This is a genomic window from Ruegeria sp. F5 (assembly GCF_056533845.1).
Genome location: NZ_JBQFOU010000013.1, coordinates 95,600 through 111,760, shown reverse-complemented (window position 1 = coordinate 111,760; position 16,161 = coordinate 95,600). Strand labels below are relative to the sequence as shown.

Sequence of the window (16,161 nt, the reverse complement as noted above, 5' to 3'; positions counted from 1 at the left end):
GCCTGCGGCTTTTGAACGGGAGGGTGCCATGCCTATTGCTTGTCTGGGCGGTGATCGTGGTGTTGGGCGATGCCTCGACCATCCCGTGGTCGGCCGAAAACGCCTTGCGCGCGGCGACCCGGGCCGGGATGGGTGTGATCCGGGTATGAATATGGATGGCAAACATATGAGCGTTCCGGTCGACAGTCGCCCCGCGATGCCGAACACCGAAACCGGCAAGGTTCAGCGCTTTCGGCTAGGGTTGGACGGATGACCGGTCAAACTGAATATCAGGACCACGATGGAGGCAACGTAATGAAGCCCAAAGTGATTCACCCCGAAGGATGGGCGCGTGCCCTTGGTTACGCCAACGGCATGCTGATGCCGGATGGAACCCTGCATGTGGGCGGGCAGATCGGTTGGGACAAGGACAAGAAATTCGCCAGCGGCGGCTTTATCGGGCAGATGGAACAGGTCCTGACCAACATCGCCGAGATTGTCCGCGCGGCGGGCGGCGATGTCACCGATATCGGGCGCCTGACCTGGTATGTGAAGGACAAGCGCGAATACGTGACCAGGCAACGGGAAATTGGCCAGACCTATCAGCGTATCTTTGGCAAGCATTACCCCGCCATGTCCCTGCTGTTCATCAAGGATTTTGTCGAGGACGAGGCCCTGATCGAGATCGAGGCCACCGCCTATATCGCACCTGCAGAGTGACAGGCACCGGCGTGCGCCAATCGGCTGGGGGCAGTGATTGCCTGTGCGTCTGTTGCAGGATGGTCGCGACCCGGACCATGACCTTCAGAACCGGACTTAGTACCCTCTACCAGATCGGCGGGGTCGTCGCCCAGATGACCCGGCATTTCCCGTTGCCAAGGTTGCGGAACCGGTGCGGAAGCTTGCTTTCGAAGTGAAACGAGTCGCCCTCGTTCAGCGTATAGGCGCGGCCGTCGATCAGCAATTCCAGGCAGCCTTCAATCACGACGCCGCATTCTTCGCCCGCATGTGAAAAAGGTTCGTCGCCGGATCCGCCGAACTGGTCCAGTTCAAGATCCATGACCTGAAGCTCGCCTTCGTCATGCGCCGTCAGAAAGGATTTCATCATCCCCTTGCCGCTCAGATCGATGGATCTGCGGCGGTTGGCGCGCACGATATAGCCGTCGTCATGGGCCGGGCCGCCTTCTTCGCCGCCGAACAGATACAAGACCTGCACCTGCAAGGCGGAACTGATCGCGCGCAGCACCCGGACGGAGGGCGAAGAGATGCCGCGTTCGATCTGACTGAGCAGACCGACCGATATCCCCGCCGCGTCGGACACCTGTGCCAGCGACAGGCCAAGCTCCTTGCGCCGGTCGCGTATGGTGCGGCCCAGATGCCGATCCTCGTCCGTCGGCGCGTGCTCGGTCGGTTCTGCGTGATCTGCGGTGTGTGACATGGCGATGATGTACCGGTTGCTTCCAGAGTGCTGCCCGTTCAACCTATCGGCTGGAATTGTTCATGTCCATGAAAATGGATTGATAATTGACGTCAATACAAGGCTAACCATTGGTTATCGCCTCCTGATTTCAAATATGTGAAAATTTTGTTGACGTATATTCACTTTCCTATAGCGTTCCCCGTGAACCTTTCATAGGCGGCATATCCATGGTGCTGATAAGAAAGGTACAATCCAGCTGGGAGAATTTTTATACACGTGAATAAACTCGTCGCCCTGGCCGCGTCAGCCTATCTGTCCCTGGGCGCCGCCGCCCTTGCCGAGACCCTGAATGTGGGTGTGACAACAACCGGTGTTCCCTTCACCTTCGTCGACACGTAAACGCAGGAACCGACCGGCGCGATGGTCGATATCGCCAATGCGATCGGGTCGGAAATCGGGGTCGATATCAACTTTGAGATCACCGCCTTTTCCGCACTTATTCCCGCCCCGAACACCGGCAAGATCGACCTGATCTCGGCCGGGATGCTGATCACCGACAGGCGCGCGCAGGTCGTGGATTTCTCGGAAAGCCCCTACAGCTATGGCGATGCCATGTTCGTGGCGGCGGATAACCCCGAGAATTACACCCGCGACGATCTGGCCGGCGAAGTGATCGGGGCGCAGGTTGGAACGGTATATGCCGACGCGCTGACCGAAATCGGCGGGTTTGGCGAAATCAAACTGTATGACTCGATTGCCGACATCATGCGTGACGTTCAGCTGGGCCGGATCAAGGCCGGGTTCGTCGATGGCCCGATCGTGGGTTATCAAAATTTCCAGAACCCCGATCTGGGTGTCCGGCTGGTCGAAGGATACGAGCCGATGAAACCGGGCAATGTCGGTCTGACCGTGGACAAAGGCAATGCCGAATTGCTGGGCCAGGTGAACGCGGCGCTGGTCAAGATGCAGGACAACGGAGAGCTGCAGGCCATCTTCGGCAAATACGGTCTGTAACAGGCTACCCGGAAATGACGGCGGCGGTCGCGGCGGAAAAACGCTGCGGCCGTCATCGCAGCAGGACCAAATACCAATGTCTTCCTTCTTTGAGCGCTCGGTCGAGTATATGCCGCTGTTGTGGAGCGGCCTGAAACTGACGATTGCCGTCACCATTCTGGCGCTGATCCTGTCAACGCTGCTGGGGCTGTTCTGGGCGCTGCTCAGAACCTCGGGCATCCCGGCGCTGGCCAAGGCCATCCGCTATCTGACCGAGTTCATCCGCGGCATCCCGATCCTGGTGGTGCTGTTCTACATCTACTTCGTCATGCCCGAGATCGGCATCGACCTGACTGCGTTTCAGGCCGGGGTGATCGGATTGGCGCTGACCTATTCCTGCTATATCGGCGAGACCTTCCGGGCCGGGATCGAGGCGGTGGATCGCGGCCAGATCGAAGCGGCGAAATCCATCGGGATGAAACATGGCATGATGATGCGCCGGGTCGTGCTACCGCAGGCGTTCCGGATCATCCTGCCGCCCTACGGCAACAACACGATCACGCTGCTCAAGGACAGTTCGCAGGTCTCGGTGATTTCGGTCGCGGAACTGACCATGCGGGGCAAGACCCTGGCGTCGTCGACCTTTGACAACATGACCGTATTCACGCTGGTGGCGTTCCTCTACCTCTGCCTGACCATCCCCCTGAACATCGCCATCCGGCGGGTCGAAGCCAAGCTGGACGGCGCGAAATGATCGAATTCAACAACGTACACAAGTCCTTTGGCCCGCTCGACGTTCTGAAAGGCGTCAATGCCAAGGTTGACGCGGGCGAGGTCGTCTGTCTGATCGGTCCGTCCGGGTCGGGCAAATCCACGATGCTGCGCTGCGTCAACGGGCTGGAATCCTACGAGGCCGGCGATCTTTTCATCGACGGGCAGCGCGTGGACGTCTCGTCCCCCGCGATCCACGGCTTGCGGGCGCAGGTGTCCATGGTGTTCCAGCGGTTCAACCTGTTTCCGCACCGCACCGCGCTTGAAAACGTCATGGAGGGTCCGGTCTACGTTCTGAAACAGGACAAGGCCGAGGTGCGCGACCGCGCCATTGCCCTGCTGGAACGGGTCGGTCTGGCTGAAAAGATCGACGCCTATCCGGCCTCGCTGTCCAGCGGCCAGCAACAGCGGGTTGCCATCGCCCGCGCCCTTGCCATGCAGCCCCGTGCCATTTTGCTGGACGAACCGACCTCGGCGCTGGATCCCGAGATGGTGGGTGAGGTTCTGCAGGTCATGCGCTCGCTGGCCGAGGAACACATGACCATGCTGGTGGTGACCCACGAGATTCAGTTCGCGCGCGAAGTCGCCGACCGGGTTCTGTTTCTGGACAAGGGGCAGATCGCCGAACAGGGACCGGCAAAAGAGGTGCTGCACAACCCCTCGCATCCCCGCACCCGCGATTTCCTCAGACGGGTCACGCACCCGGAAGCGGGGTAGGACCGTGGCCCCACACGCCGCGGCCGTTTTTTGAACCGACAGACATTAGGGCAACAGCATGATCAGCCTTTCCGGCATCAAGGACCTGAGCACCGTTCAGGTCGCCGACTTCGCAGCGAAACCCACAACTTTGACCGACGGCCAGCGCGAAGCCAAAGCGCCGTTGCACAGCTCGCCCACGGGCGGCACGAAAATCGGCATTTGGGAATGCACGCCCGGAGAATTCACCGCAGACCGGGCGGATGTTGCCGAATACTGCCATATCCTTTCGGGCTCGGCGACGGTCACGGATGCGGATGGCGGGCATTCCGTCACGCTGGGCCCGGACGACTTTCTGATCCTGCCGAAAGGGTGGAAAGGCAGCTGGATTGTTCACGAACATGTCCGAAAGCTGTATTTCCTGATCGAAGACAAAAACTGACCCGCCGCGCCACCCGCCTGAGACCGAACCCGCCATGCACCCTTCCATCTGGTCTGCCACCGCAAACCCGGCGTCACAGTTCCCGGCCCTGAGCGGCGATCACAGAACCGACGTCGCGGTGATCGGCGCGGGGTATACCGGCCTGTCCTGCGCGCTGGCGCTGGCGGAAGCCGGGGCTTCGGTCATCGTGGTCGATGCCGAACAGCCCGGTTTCGGGGCCAGCGGGCGCAACGGCGGTCAGGTCATTCCCGGCCTGAAATACGACCCCGACACGCTGGACCGCCGGTTTGGCGAGGCGACAGCCGACTTTGTCGGGAAAGCGGCCGATCATGTCTTTGAGGTGATCGAAAAGCATCGGATCGCCTGTGATCCGCGCCGGAAAGGGTGGATTCAGACCACCGTCAAGACCTCGCATATCGCGACCCTGCAAAGCCGGATGGAACAATGGGTCCGCCGTGGAACCGCCGCCGAATGGCTGGATGCCGAGGCGGTCGCTCGGCAGACCGGCGCAAGCGGATTTGTGTCGGGGTGGAAGGATTTGCGCGCCGGATGCGTCCACCCGCTCAACTACGCGATGGGGCTGGCCGAGGCGGTTTCCAGGGCCGGTGGCCGTGTTCACGGCAACAGCGCCGTCAGCGGCATAAAGCGGGATGGCGGGCGCGCAGGGGCACATCACCTGCGATCAGGTCGTGCTGGCCACCAATGGCTATTCCGGCCACCTGTGGCCCGGGCTGCGGCAAACCATGGTGCCTGCAAACAGTTTTCAGGTCGCCACCACTCCGCTGCCGGATGAGGTCAGCCGGACAATCCTGCCGCAGGGCGCGGTGGTGTCGGACACCCGGCGGCTGGCCAATTACTTCCGCATCGGTCCGGGCAACCGTCTGATGGTGGGGGGCCGGGGCCATTTCGCCGAACCGGGCGGGCCGGCCTCTTACCGGCGCATCCGGGCGGATCTCGAACATCTGTTTCCCATGCTGCGGGATCAGAAACTGGAATTCACCTGGTCCGGCCGCGCCGCGATGACGCTGGATCATCTGCCGCATGTCTACCACCCCCGCGCCCGGCGTCACTGCCGCGCTGGGGTATAACGGTCGCGGCCTTGCCCTTGGCAGCGCATTGGGCGCCGCAATTGGGCGGCATCTGGCGACACCATCCGTTCCCCTGCCGCTGCCGGTGGACCCGATCAAAAAGCTGCCCCTGCACCGGCTGCACCCGATCTACGGAACAGCCGCGATCTGGTACTTCCGCCTGCGCGACGCGCTTGAGCGTTAAATTGCACGCCGTGCCCGCCGCAATGACGGGTGCGGCCTTTTGATCAGCCGCGTTGCAGGCGCGTGGTGATTTCCGACAGGCGCGACCACGATTGCAGCGTGACCGGCAGGGCCAGCGCGGATTCGGCGAACTCCCATGTATAGCTGACAATCGAGAAGATCGCGCCCGGTGTCGCCTCAAGATTTTGCGTTGCAAACCAAAGGTTGAACAGGATCAGGCCGATAAGCAGGATGAAGATCACCCCATACAGGACCGCCTCGGTATCCGAGAGTTTCACTTCGTGTTGGCGCAGCCGTTTGAGGTGAACCAGAATAGGGCGGTCCTTGCGTTGCTCCAAGATGCTGACCTGCTGCTCCATCTGATGATTCAGGGCCCGGTTCCATTCCCAGAACGTCGTGTGGAACAGGGCGTAGACGGTCAGCATGGCAATCAGGGCACCGCAGGCCGACAGGGCCAAGACCGGCGAGAAATAAAACAGCAGGATTGCGGATATGACGAACTGCACGACACCTGCGATTGCCGTGGGCAGGACGTCCTCGAGAAAATTGGCCAGCTCCCGCCCCATTCCGACGCGGGCGTTCAGCGAGGATACGGGCAGGGTCGAAAACCGGGATGCAAGCGCCTTGCCCAATTCAACGCGGATCGTGCCATAGACCCGCGTGTCATAGATCCGGCGGATCACGCCGATTAGGGTCAGAACAGCCATAAGTGCCCCGAGATGGACAAGGGGTATGACATTCCCGTCGAGCAGCCCATCGATGGCAAAACCCATATAAAGCGGGATCATGACGGTCAGCCCGGTCTCGGACAGGATCAGGCCCCACGTCACACCGACGCGCCGGCGAAACACGCTGAGCAGCGTACCAATCGTCAGTTTTTGATCTTTCAGCATCTGGGTTACTGGCCGTTGCGATTGCGAAGGTTGTCGGGATGCGGGGCACTGGTCGGGCCGAGGCCGTGCGGACGGGGCGTTTCGGTCATGCTCAGACCTGCTGCCGCAGGAGGGGTTTGACGCGAGGTTCGGATTATGCGTTTTTCCTTTTCGGTTCTGTATCTGTGGGGAGGGGTCTGAAAACGGCGATCACATCCTCGGTGATTGCGACCAGCACCGGCACCAGCAGCAGCATCAGGGCGGTGCCGAAGAGCTCGCCAAAGGCCAGAGAGATCGCCGCCGGGATCAGATATTGCGCCTGTTCCGAGGTTTCGGTGAGCAGCGGCAGCAGGCCGATCACGGTCGTCGCCGTCGTCAGAAAGATGGCCTTGAACCGTCCGATGCCCGCACCGTGCAAGGCCAGATCCACGGGCTGGCCTTCCTCCCGGTTCTGGTTGTAGCGTGTGATCATCACCAGGCTGTCATTCACGATCACACCGGTCAGCGCCAGCATTCCGAAGAAGGAAAACAGCGACAGCGAAACCCCCATGATCAGGTGGCCGACCGCAGCAGCGATAAATCCGAACGGAACGATGGCCAGAATGACGAAGGGCTGCCAGTAGCTTTTGAGCGGCACCGCCATCAGCACATAGATCAGCACCGCCGCCAGCAGCAGCGCGCGTTTCAGCCCGTCGCTGATATCTGCCATCTCCTCCAGCTCTCCGGCGGGCAGGACGGTGACGCTAGGATATTTCGCGCGCAGTTCGGGGACCAGTTGTTCGAAAACGGCCTGACCGACCTCTTCCGGGGCGACGCGGTCGCGGTCGATGGAAGCCGCGACGATATTCATCCGCTTGCCATCGCGGCGATTGACGATGCCCGAGGCGTAGGCCCCTTCGATTTCGGCGACCGTCTCGAGCGGCACCCAGGAGCCAGATGCGCTGCGCAAGCGGGTTTGCATCAGATCGGACACCGCATCGCGGTTTTCACGCGCGTTCCGCACGACCACCCGTATTTCAGACCCGTCCCGCCTGACCTTGGTCACCTCGGCACCGCCGAACCCATAGCCGATCTGACGGGCCAGGCTGTCGGCGTTGAACCCCAAATGGCGCGCGTCCGGGCGCAGGCGCAATCGCAGCTCGGGCTGCCCCCCGACCAGCCCGTCGCGGATATTTGCAACGCCCTCGATTTCAGACAGAAAGGCTTTTATCTCGGCGCTGGCATCCTGCAACAGGTCTTCGTCTTTCGAGGCCAGCCGGATGCGGAACCCACCGGCCAGCGATTCCGATCCGGTGAATTCCAGCTCGGTCGCGCCTTCGACCTCGCCCACCCGGTCGCGCCATGCGCGCACCACGTTCAGGATGGGCACATCCGGGCGCTCGGCAACCGGGATCATCTCGGCATAGATCTGCGCGCTGCCGGCGCTGTTGATGATGGTAAAAACCGTCTGGACGGGCGGCGTGGTCATGCCCGCGTCCCGGGCCAGTTCGGCGTTCAGATCGTTCAGATTGCGTTCAATTCGATCCACGTTGGCGCGGGTCAGGCTGAACGGCGCGCGGGCGTCCATTTCCAGATTGACGGTGATGATCTGCCCCGGCACTTCGGGGAAAAACACCGTCCGGACCTTGCCCTTGTACATCAAGCCAAGCCCCAGCGTCGCGGCGGCAACAAACAGGATCAGCACCGCATAGCGGTGGCGCAAGGCGGCCACCAGAACGGGCTGATAAAGCCGGTCCCGGACCCAGTTCAAACCGCCCTGCGCCCCGTCCTGCACGCGACCCCACAGACGGGTGATCAGATATCGCCGCTGCTGCCGCATCGGGGTATGCGCCAGATGGGCGGGCAGGATGAATTTGCTTTCGATAAGCGAGAAGATCAGCGCCAGAATCACGATACCCGAAAACCCGGCCAGCACCTTGCCCAGCGGGTTGTCGATCAGCAGCATCGGGAAGAAGGCAGCGATGGTGGTCAATACGCCAAACACCGTGGCGATGGCCACGCGGTTGACGCCGCGCTCGGTGTCCTTGATCGGGTCGTGGCCCTTCCGGCGTTCTTCGAAAACGCTTTCGCCAACAACGACGGCGTCATCGACAAGGATGCCCAGGGCGACGATCAGGCCGAATGTGGTGACATCGTTCAGCGAATAATCCACCCATTTCGACCCCGCGACGGCAATCGCCCCCATGACCGAGATCGGTATGCCCATTGCCACCCAGAAGGCCAGCCGCACGTTCAAGAACACCGACAGCATCAGCGTGACAAGGATCAGCCCCTGCACGCCGTTTGACCGCAGCAGCGCCAGCCGGTCCGAGATATAGCCGGCGCTGTCCCCCCAGACATCGATGTAAACCTGCGACGGCAACTGGCGGCTGAACCCATCCACCGTGCCGCGCACCACGTCGCTGATCTGCAGCAGGTTTTCCTTCTGCCCGACCAGAACCTCCATCCCTACGGTTGGTTTGCCATTCAGCCGAAACAGGTACTCGCCATCTTCAAACCCATCCTCGATCCGGGCGATATCGCCCAATGGCACAACAGAGCCGTCGGCGCGCTGGATGACGGGCAGGTCCGCATATTCCGGCGCGTATCTCGCCCGGTCATCGGCCCGCAGAAAGATGGTGCCGCCATCGGTGCGCAGATGCCCGGCCTGAAAGGTCAGCGAGTTTTCCTCGATGGCGCGGGTCACGTCTGCCACGGTCAGGCCATAGTGGCGCAGCACCGCCGGGTCGATTTCGATGCGCAGCTCTCGTGGAATCAGGCCCCAGATTTGCAGGCGGGACAGGTCCGGCTGTGCCAGCAGCTCTTCTTTCAGGCGCTGCGCCAGGTTTTGCAATGTGGCCGGGTCGGTTTCGCCATAGAGGTTCAGATAGAGCGCCGGGAAATCAAACCCCGAAGCCTCGATCACCGGGCGGCGGGCGCTGTCGGGCAGGTCGGTCAGCCCATCGATCCGAATGCGCACCCGGTCCAAAACGGCCTGCAGATCCTCGCCCCCGGCCCGGCGGACCGTGACAAGGCTGAGGTCGTTCTGGGATTGCGAGGTGACATTGCGCACGCCTTCCAGCCCTTCAAGAGCCTGCTCGACCTTTTGCGTGATCAACTCGTCCACCTGTTCAGCCGTCGCGTCCGGAAACTCGATCGCGATTGTCACGCTTTCGGGCGGGATGCGCGGAAAGCCCTCGATCCGAATGGTCAACAGCGTCTGAACGCCCAGGAACAGGATCAGCGCCATCATTAGATTTGCGGCGACGGGGTTGCGGATGAACCAAGAGGTCAGGACATGCATGGCTCAGCCCTCAACCGCTTGCGGCGTGACCTGCTGGCCGGGCAGAAAAGAGGCCAAAGGCGTTCTGGCAACGCGCCATGGCCCGGGCCCTTCGGGGGCAGAGATCGTGATGGTGCCTTCGTTGCGGAAAAGAATGGTCGGGGTGATCCTTTGCAGATGTCCGTCGTCATTCACCAGCCAAACGGTCCCGGCGCGGGTCAGGGTGCTTTCAGGCAGGGTCAGCGCATTCCCAATGGCTCTCCCCGGCAGACGAACCCTCAGAAAATCTCCGGCCAGTATCCGGTCATCGGGAGTTGCCACATCCAGAAACACACGCACCTGTCGCGTGTCCTGATCCAAGAACCCGCCGCCGCGACGTACCTGCGCCTGACCCAGAATGGCACCGGCGCGATCAAGCAGCTCTGCCGTTTTGCCCGAGATCGGGTGATCCAGCAGCGCCCAATCCGCCTGACTGAACCCGGCCACCAATTCGATATGCCGGTTATCCGAAAGATGTATAAGCGCTTCACCCGGAGCGACCGTCTGGCCAAGGCTGGCAAAGCGGCGGGTGACAAAACCCGAAAACGGCGCGGTGACATCCGCATCGGCCAATTCATTGCGCGCCGCATTCAGACGCGCTTTGGCCGTCGCAACGGATTTTTCCGCAATGCGCAGCTGCGGCAGGTTCAGCGCCAGATCGTTGGGGGGCTCCACACCGTCCCGTTTGAATTGCCGCCGTGCAACCGTAACATTGTTCTGCGCCCGCAACAGCGCCAGTTCCGCCTCTTCCAATTCCATTTCCGCTGCGGCCACGGCGCTTTGATAGGGGGCGTTTTCGATTGAAAACAAAAGCGCGCCGCGCGTCACCTTGGACCCGGCCAGCGCGGCTTCGTGCACTTTGACAATGCGCCCGGATACGGCTGCGCGCAGCTCGGCATCCCATCGCGGCCGAACCGCAGCAAAGGCCGAGACCTGCGCCTGCACCGTTTCCGGCGCAACCGTGACGACCGAGACCACCGGCGGCGGCGCAGGGCCCCGGGACGCGTTCACATCGATGGTATCTTCGGTGTCGAACAACACGACGACAACCGCGATCAGCAGTGCCAGTGACACTGCGATCCAAAGCCATCGGCGGGTTGGGTTTTGCGGGTTTTCAGGCGCGTTGTCCGTCATGGTTCCTAGATTTCCTGCACAATCGAATCCGCATCGGCTTGCGGTGGGTGATGAGATGTCATATACTATGAACGATCGTTCGTTCAATATTGAAAAGCAAAAAATGTCAAAATCCGAAAACACTCAGGGCTCCTCACGGCAGAGGGCGACGGCCAAGCGGCGCAATCAGATATTGGAAGCCGCCGTCATTTGCTTTCTGGAAAAGGGCTATCATCAGACCGGCGTGCGGGACATTGCGGCCAAAGCGGGGGTCAGCCTTGGAAATCTCTACAACCACTTTCGCGGAAAACACGATGTGCTGGTGGAAATCGCAATGCTGGAACGGCGTGATCTGGAACAGTTCCTTGGCATTCTGACCTCGGGCGCATCGGCACCCGAGGTCTTGAAGACATTCATCAACGCTTATGCCAACTACCTGGCTGCACCGGAAAACGTCATCCTGACACTGGAAATTTCCAGCGAAGCCATTCGTCAGCCCGATATTGCCCAACTGTTTGTGGAAAACCAGGCGCTGCTGACCGATGCGCTGGAAGCCGTCATAAAGCGCGGGATCACAGACGGAGACCTGCGCGCTGTTCCGGATTCCCTGCAGGCTGCGCAAATGATGATCGAGGTGCTTGAGGGCAGCGCCTATCGCAGCGTTCTGTCAGAAGTACCGATGACCGGGATCATCGGCTGCGTGGAGGATTTCATTTTGCATTCCCTGTTGGCGCGCCGATGACCGGATCGATGTGACCGATCCCGGTTGATCACTGGCGCTCGATCAGCCGGTTCCTGCAGCGTTGCGAGCCGCGTTATTTTCTGCGCAGAACGACGATAAGGTGCCAGACTTCACAGGCGTATCTGTTCGTTTCCTGCTCATAGAGTTGCGCAAGGCGAGCGTAGAATTCTGTCATGAGCTGATCGAGCTGTTCTGAACCTTCACAATTGTGGCCGAACAGATGCGTTCTTAACGTGGAATCGCCAAAGGCCCGGATATACCCGACATATTTTTGGGCATAGGTGCGGGGGTCGCCGATATAGTCTTCGAAGATGTCACCGGCTTTGATCGGGGCGGGTTCGACGCTGATGCGGCAGATGCCGAACTCGGTCCTCAGCTCGGTGTTGTCTTCCAGAGCCTGGCGCGCCTCGGCTTCGGTCATGAACCAGAGCGAAAACAGAAACGACCCCAGGCTTTCGGGGCTGATCAGGCCATCCTCGGCCATAGTTTGTGCAACAACCTGAATCGCGCGGTATATGCCGCGCCCGGACGCGGCGTTCTCGTTCTTCTCGGACGGGTCGGGGACCGAGCCGAGCGTTCCGACAACAAGATATCCCCCGCCGCGCAGTTCCCGGGCGCGATGCAGCAGGAACCGGGTCCAGTCCCTTTGCGCGATCCGGTCGACAACATCCCGCGCATCCCCTTGCAGATCGGCAAACCAGACGGTTCCGGCCGAATCCAGTTGAATACCCCGGCTCAGCCAATGGCTTGCGAAAACGCATGTCCCCAGGGAAACCGATGCGGGGGATGTGACCTGATCGTAAAAGGATCCGATGGCGGCTTCGGTGCGGATATCTTTGGCGATGTGTTGGTAACCATCAGGGCCCGAAACCAGTTTGAACAGGGTGTTCCAGTCGTTGCCAACCTGATCGGAATGGCACACGACAATCGGAGTCTCGTTAAATGTCTCCTGACAGGCCGCGATCACCGGTTTGACCATCTCGATGGAGTTGACACCCGGCCCGCACCCGTAATCCACGATCCTGAACTCGGCGCCGGGCGGGTCCATCGAAGCCACCAGTTCCCGAACAAGCGGCGACAACAGACGCACCAGCTGCAGCTGCGCCGAGGAGTTTTCGTTGTAATCCAGCATGCCTTCGGTCGATTTTCCCGATTGCTGTTCCGTGTTGGTCATTGTTCTGGTCCTCACGTCGAACCGGGCCATCAAATGTCAGAACAATACGGGTCCGGCAGCGACTTGTCAGGTGAATCCGCGGGCGACGTTCACGGAAGCAGGGTAGGGGTCGTTTGAGTACGAGAATTCAGCCATTCATGGTTGGCAAATCTGCGACGCCCTTTCCTGACCCTGTTCCGCCGTCGTCAATCCTGCCCCGGACCGGAAATCGACCTGAGAAAAGCAGCACTTGTTTCATCGGACGGAAAGAACAGTTCGATCTTCAGATCGTCCAGCGTCACATCCGTGACGGTGCTGAATTGCGCGACGGTGCCGAACATTGAAATCCGCTGGTCTCCAAAACGATAGATCGCCGGGACGGTGGGCCCAAAGGCCCTGTCACTATGGGCTTTCGCCCAGGTCGCAAGCGCCTGTGCTGCCGCGTCCAGTTCGGGCAGCCCTCCGGCATTGGCGCTTTCCGAACGCAGCCTGAGCATCATGTGATGCGCAACCTCGGGCCAGTTTTCGACAAGTTCCGCCATGACCGGGCTGGTCAGAAGCGACAGCAGGCTTTGCCCGGTTTCGACCCCCAGCGGCGCAAAAAGCAGTTCGGCGGGCCGGTTGAGCCGGACGATCCTCCAGACCCGGTCCAGCACCATCCCCGGAAAGGGGTCATGCCGTTTCAGCGTCCATTCGACGGCGTCGCGGATCGGTGCCATGGCGGCATCATCAAGGGGGGTCGCGGCAAAGCGGGCCGCGAAGCCTTCGGCGCGCATCATCTGGTTTCTGGCCTCGACCGGGATGTCCATGACGTCGGACAAGTGAAGGATCATGTCCGGGCTGGGCCGGGACCGGCCGGTTTCGAGAAACGAGATGTGGCGCGCGCTGACATCCGCCTCGGTCGCCAGATCAAGCTGGCTCATCCTGCGGCGTTTTCGCCATTCCTTCAACAAACTGGGATAGGGGCTCATGGCGCGAGTTTAGCAATCGCCTGAACGGAAATCACTTACCTCTGACGTAATTGATCTGCATACGCCCCGGGTAGCATGAAGGGCGGGCTTCAAAGGAGGACATCATGACCCAACAACAATCCGCCATGCGTCTGTCCGGCATAGTTCTGGTCGTCATCGGGGTACTGTTTGTACTCACCGCATTGCCCGCTTTGCACGGTCCCGCGCATGTCTTGCTGACAGTGGCCTACTGGCCGTTCTATACCATTCCGTCAGGCCTGCCGATCCCGTCGCCCTTGCTGCTGGCGATTGTCGGCGGCCTGACCGCCGGGTTGGGCGCGATGCAGTGGGCATTGGGAACTTACGTCGCACCCGTTTCCCCCTCGGCGGCGGCCAAAGTTGCGAAGATGGCGGCGTGGGTCTGGTTTTGCACGGACAGCGCCGGATCCGTTCTTGCCGGCGCACCGGCCAATGTTGCCTTGAACCTTTCCTTCCTGCTGCTGATCCTGCTGTCCAGCCGGTTGCAGCCGGAAAGCGATCTGGACAAGACCTGACGTTGCCGGTCGGGGCTGGACCGGGTCGCCGGCTTGCCAAATAGCCGGTTCGTCCCTATCGTCGACCGCACGGTCACATTCAACAACGGGAGGGCACGAGCTGAACATGCGTATCATCCGCCGACTTCAGCATGGCCCGCGTTTTGCCCTGCAGATCCGTTTGCAGGGCTGACCCGAGACAAACCTTATCGACGGTCTGCCCATAGCCGCGCTGCGGCCATACCTTTGTGACCCGAGATAACCTATGACCCTTCTCAACATCTCTGCTTTGGGCGTGACCCTTGGCGAACCGCTTTTTTCTGGCCTCAACCTGACAATCGCAAAATCCAACCGGATCGGGTTGGTTGCCGCAAACGGACGCGGCAAATCCACCTTGCTGGCCTGTCTGGCGGGCGAGCATGACCCGACCAGCGGCGACATCACCCGCGCCCGTGGCCTGCGGGTCGGATATGTGAAACAATATGTCCCGCGGCAGGCGCAAGCGCTGACGCTGTATGACTACGTGCGGGCGGCGCTTCCGGGGGATCAGGCGGACTACGAAAGCTGGCGCGTCGATGTGGTGCTGGATGACCTCGGCGTGCCCCATGAGCTGCAGCACAGGCCCCTGTCCGACCTGAGCGGGGGCTGGCAGCGCACGGCGATGCTGGCGGCGGTTTGGATCAATGAACCGGACATGTTGCTGCTGGATGAGCCGACCAACCATCTGGATCTGAACCGCATTGCCCTGCTGGAACGCTGGCTGGCGGCGCTGCCACGGGAAACGCCTGCGCTGATCACCTCGCATGACCGGGCGTTTCTGGATGCCACGACCAACCGCACGCTGTTCCTGCGTCCGGAAAATTCGCGTTCGTTTCCGCTGCCCTATTCCGCCGCCCGGGCCGCGCTTGACGCGGCAGATGCGGCGGATGAAAGGCGGCTGGCCAATGATATGAACAAGGCCCGGCAGCTGCGCCGACAGGCGGCGGCGCTGAAAAATGTCGGGATCAACTCGGGGTCAGATCTGTTGCTGACCAAGACCAAACAGCTAACCGACCGCGCCAACCGGCTGGAGGCCGCGGCCAGACCGGTCCACCGCGAACGCTCGGCGGGCGATATCCGGCTGGGCAACAGCGGCACCCATGCCAAGGCGCTGATCACGCTGGATGATCTGGCGGTCGAGACACCGGATGGGCGGCTGCTTTACCGGACGGGCCATAAGTGGATTGCTCGGGGCGACCGCATCGTTTTTTTGGGCAGGAACGGGGCAGGGAAAACCCGGCTGGTCCGGATGATCCAGCAGGCCCTGACCAGTGCGGATGACAGGGTCAAATGCGCGCCCTCGGTTGTTCCGGCGATCTCCGATCAGCATCTGAGCCAGCTGGACAAGGGCGAAACGCCGCTAGGTCTGGTGACCGCCGGATTCGACATCGGCGATCAACGCGCGCGGGCGGTTCTGGCCGGGGCGGGCATCATTTTTCAGATGCAGAGCACTAAGATAGCCGCGCTGTCGGGCGGACAGAAGGCCCGGCTGGCGATGCTGATGCTGCGGCTTGAAAACCCCAATTTCTACCTGCTGGACGAGCCGACAAACCATCTGGATATCGACGGGCAGGAGGCGCTGGAGGCCGAGCTGATCGCCCACGGCGCGTCCTGTTTGCTGGTCAGCCACGACCGCAGTTTCCTGCGCAACGTGGGCAACCGCTATTGGTGGATCAACGGGCGGAAGCTGGAGGAAGTCGACAGCCCTGAGGCGTTTCTGACCGCTGCGGCCAGTGAAGGGCAGGGGGGTTGAACGAACGTATCGGTTGGTGGCGGCATGGCCCCGCGACGGGACGCCACGGTTTGAGGGGGTCATGTGCGGGGGGATCCCTTGTGCTTGCTGTATATGTTATGATATTACGTTGCAAATTGATTACCCAACCGCC

16 protein-coding genes and 2 pseudogenes are annotated in these 16,161 nt (G+C 61.2%); 12 read left to right on the top strand and 6 right to left on the bottom strand.

Annotated elements, in window-relative coordinates:
* Positions 1 to 23: 23 nt before the first annotated feature.
* Positions 24 to 149, top strand: coding sequence for a hypothetical protein (locus tag ACR0K1_RS18450; RefSeq protein WP_480851465.1), 126 nt, complete (start codon positions 24 to 26; stop codon positions 147 to 149).
* Positions 150 to 294: 145 nt separating this feature from the next.
* Positions 295 to 699 carry a RidA family protein gene (locus ACR0K1_RS18445; protein WP_480615957.1) on the top strand — a complete coding sequence of 135 codons (405 nt, stop codon included), beginning with the start codon at positions 295 to 297 and terminating at the stop codon, positions 697 to 699.
* Between the two features lie 106 nt (positions 700 to 805).
* Here the strand turns inward: ACR0K1_RS18445 and ACR0K1_RS18440 are convergent, their stop codons facing one another.
* Complete coding sequence (locus ACR0K1_RS18440) at positions 806 to 1,417, bottom strand: cupin domain-containing protein (RefSeq protein WP_480851464.1); 612 nt, start codon at positions 1,415 to 1,417, stop codon at positions 806 to 808.
* Positions 1,418 to 1,675: 258 nt separating this feature from the next.
* Here ACR0K1_RS18440 and ACR0K1_RS18435 point away from each other — a divergent pair, with 258 nt between their 5' ends.
* The 7 genes and pseudogenes from ACR0K1_RS18435 (at position 1,676) to ACR0K1_RS18405 (ending at position 5,573) form a co-directional block, all read left to right on the top strand.
* A complete protein-coding gene (locus ACR0K1_RS18435) occupies positions 1,676 to 1,798 on the top strand; it encodes a hypothetical protein (RefSeq protein WP_480851463.1) in 123 nt (40 codons plus the stop codon).
* A 15-nt stretch (positions 1,799 to 1,813) separates the two neighbouring features.
* A pseudogene (locus ACR0K1_RS18430) lies at positions 1,814 to 2,413 on the top strand (substrate-binding periplasmic protein); the annotation flags it as partial.
* A 76-nt stretch (positions 2,414 to 2,489) separates the two neighbouring features.
* Positions 2,490 to 3,146, top strand: coding sequence for an amino acid ABC transporter permease (locus tag ACR0K1_RS18425; protein ID WP_480851462.1), 657 nt, complete (start codon positions 2,490 to 2,492; stop codon positions 3,144 to 3,146).
* Entirely contained in the window at positions 3,143 to 3,880 is a 738-nt protein-coding gene (locus tag ACR0K1_RS18420) for an amino acid ABC transporter ATP-binding protein (RefSeq protein WP_480851461.1), read from the top strand. The genes ACR0K1_RS18425 and ACR0K1_RS18420 overlap by 4 nt, the downstream gene beginning before the upstream one ends.
* Positions 3,881 to 3,938: 58 nt before the next feature.
* Complete coding sequence (locus ACR0K1_RS18415; protein ID WP_480851460.1) at positions 3,939 to 4,301, top strand: cupin domain-containing protein; 363 nt, start codon at positions 3,939 to 3,941, stop codon at positions 4,299 to 4,301.
* Between the two features lie 34 nt (positions 4,302 to 4,335).
* A pseudogene (locus ACR0K1_RS18410) lies at positions 4,336 to 5,389 on the top strand (NAD(P)/FAD-dependent oxidoreductase).
* Complete coding sequence (locus ACR0K1_RS18405) at positions 5,343 to 5,573, top strand: hypothetical protein (protein ID WP_480851459.1); 231 nt, start codon at positions 5,343 to 5,345, stop codon at positions 5,571 to 5,573. Before ACR0K1_RS18410 ends, ACR0K1_RS18405 begins: the two are co-directional and overlap by 47 nt.
* Positions 5,574 to 5,616: 43 nt before the next feature.
* On the opposite strand, the gene ACR0K1_RS18400 is transcribed toward ACR0K1_RS18405, so the two are convergent.
* From ACR0K1_RS18400 to ACR0K1_RS18390, 3 genes are all read right to left on the bottom strand, one after another.
* Complete coding sequence (locus ACR0K1_RS18400; protein ID WP_480851458.1) at positions 5,617 to 6,465, bottom strand: ABC transporter six-transmembrane domain-containing protein; 849 nt, start codon at positions 6,463 to 6,465, stop codon at positions 5,617 to 5,619.
* 133 nt (positions 6,466 to 6,598) lie between these two features.
* A complete protein-coding gene (locus tag ACR0K1_RS18395; protein WP_480851457.1) occupies positions 6,599 to 9,727 on the bottom strand; it encodes an efflux RND transporter permease subunit in 3,129 nt (1,042 codons plus the stop codon).
* Positions 9,728 to 9,730: 3 nt separating this feature from the next.
* Positions 9,731 to 10,879, bottom strand: coding sequence for an efflux RND transporter periplasmic adaptor subunit (locus ACR0K1_RS18390; protein ID WP_480851456.1), 1,149 nt, complete (start codon positions 10,877 to 10,879; stop codon positions 9,731 to 9,733).
* A 103-nt stretch (positions 10,880 to 10,982) separates the two neighbouring features.
* Here ACR0K1_RS18390 and ACR0K1_RS18385 point away from each other — a divergent pair, with 103 nt between their 5' ends.
* A complete protein-coding gene (locus ACR0K1_RS18385) occupies positions 10,983 to 11,600 on the top strand; it encodes a TetR/AcrR family transcriptional regulator (RefSeq protein WP_480851455.1) in 618 nt (205 codons plus the stop codon).
* A gap of 73 nt (positions 11,601 to 11,673) precedes the next feature.
* Here ACR0K1_RS18385 and ACR0K1_RS18380 read toward each other — a convergent pair whose 3' ends face one another.
* Together ACR0K1_RS18380 and ACR0K1_RS18375 are read right to left on the bottom strand one after the other, a co-directional pair.
* On the bottom strand, positions 11,674 to 12,774 hold the full coding sequence (locus ACR0K1_RS18380; RefSeq protein WP_480851454.1) for a class I SAM-dependent methyltransferase: 1,101 nt from the start codon (positions 12,772 to 12,774) through the stop codon (positions 11,674 to 11,676).
* A gap of 185 nt (positions 12,775 to 12,959) precedes the next feature.
* A complete protein-coding gene (locus ACR0K1_RS18375) occupies positions 12,960 to 13,724 on the bottom strand; it encodes a helix-turn-helix domain-containing protein (RefSeq protein ID WP_480851453.1) in 765 nt (254 codons plus the stop codon).
* 104 nt (positions 13,725 to 13,828) lie between these two features.
* Between ACR0K1_RS18375 and ACR0K1_RS18370 the strand changes: the two genes are divergently transcribed.
* On the top strand, positions 13,829 to 14,257 hold the full coding sequence (locus tag ACR0K1_RS18370) for a hypothetical protein (protein WP_480851452.1): 429 nt from the start codon (positions 13,829 to 13,831) through the stop codon (positions 14,255 to 14,257).
* A gap of 244 nt (positions 14,258 to 14,501) precedes the next feature.
* Positions 14,502 to 16,028, top strand: a complete 1,527-nt coding sequence (locus tag ACR0K1_RS18365) for an ABC-F family ATP-binding cassette domain-containing protein (protein ID WP_480851451.1) — start codon at positions 14,502 to 14,504, stop codon at positions 16,026 to 16,028.
* Positions 16,029 to 16,161: the final 133 nt, after the last annotated feature.

Bases quoted from the DNA above. Each gene is read 5' to 3' on its own strand.
- ACR0K1_RS18445 (WP_480615957.1), top strand. From the start codon at position 295: ATGAAGCCCAAAGTGATTCACCCCGAAGGATGGGCGCGTGCCCTTGGT.
- ACR0K1_RS18440 (WP_480851464.1), bottom strand. From the start codon at position 1,417: ATGTCACACACCGCAGATCACGCAGAACCGACCGAGCACGCGCCGACG.
- ACR0K1_RS18425 (WP_480851462.1), top strand. From the start codon at position 2,490: ATGTCTTCCTTCTTTGAGCGCTCGGTCGAGTATATGCCGCTGTTGTGG.
- ACR0K1_RS18420 (WP_480851461.1), top strand. From the start codon at position 3,143: ATGATCGAATTCAACAACGTACACAAGTCCTTTGGCCCGCTCGACGTT.
- ACR0K1_RS18415 (WP_480851460.1), top strand. From the start codon at position 3,939: ATGATCAGCCTTTCCGGCATCAAGGACCTGAGCACCGTTCAGGTCGCC.
- ACR0K1_RS18405 (WP_480851459.1), top strand. From the start codon at position 5,343: ATGTCTACCACCCCCGCGCCCGGCGTCACTGCCGCGCTGGGGTATAAC.
- ACR0K1_RS18400 (WP_480851458.1), bottom strand. From the start codon at position 6,465: ATGCTGAAAGATCAAAAACTGACGATTGGTACGCTGCTCAGCGTGTTT.
- ACR0K1_RS18395 (WP_480851457.1), bottom strand. From the start codon at position 9,727: ATGCATGTCCTGACCTCTTGGTTCATCCGCAACCCCGTCGCCGCAAAT.
- ACR0K1_RS18390 (WP_480851456.1), bottom strand. From the start codon at position 10,879: ATGACGGACAACGCGCCTGAAAACCCGCAAAACCCAACCCGCCGATGG.
- ACR0K1_RS18385 (WP_480851455.1), top strand. From the start codon at position 10,983: ATGTCAAAATCCGAAAACACTCAGGGCTCCTCACGGCAGAGGGCGACG.
- ACR0K1_RS18380 (WP_480851454.1), bottom strand. From the start codon at position 12,774: ATGACCAACACGGAACAGCAATCGGGAAAATCGACCGAAGGCATGCTG.
- ACR0K1_RS18375 (WP_480851453.1), bottom strand. From the start codon at position 13,724: ATGAGCCCCTATCCCAGTTTGTTGAAGGAATGGCGAAAACGCCGCAGG.
- ACR0K1_RS18370 (WP_480851452.1), top strand. From the start codon at position 13,829: ATGACCCAACAACAATCCGCCATGCGTCTGTCCGGCATAGTTCTGGTC.
- ACR0K1_RS18365 (WP_480851451.1), top strand. From the start codon at position 14,502: ATGACCCTTCTCAACATCTCTGCTTTGGGCGTGACCCTTGGCGAACCG.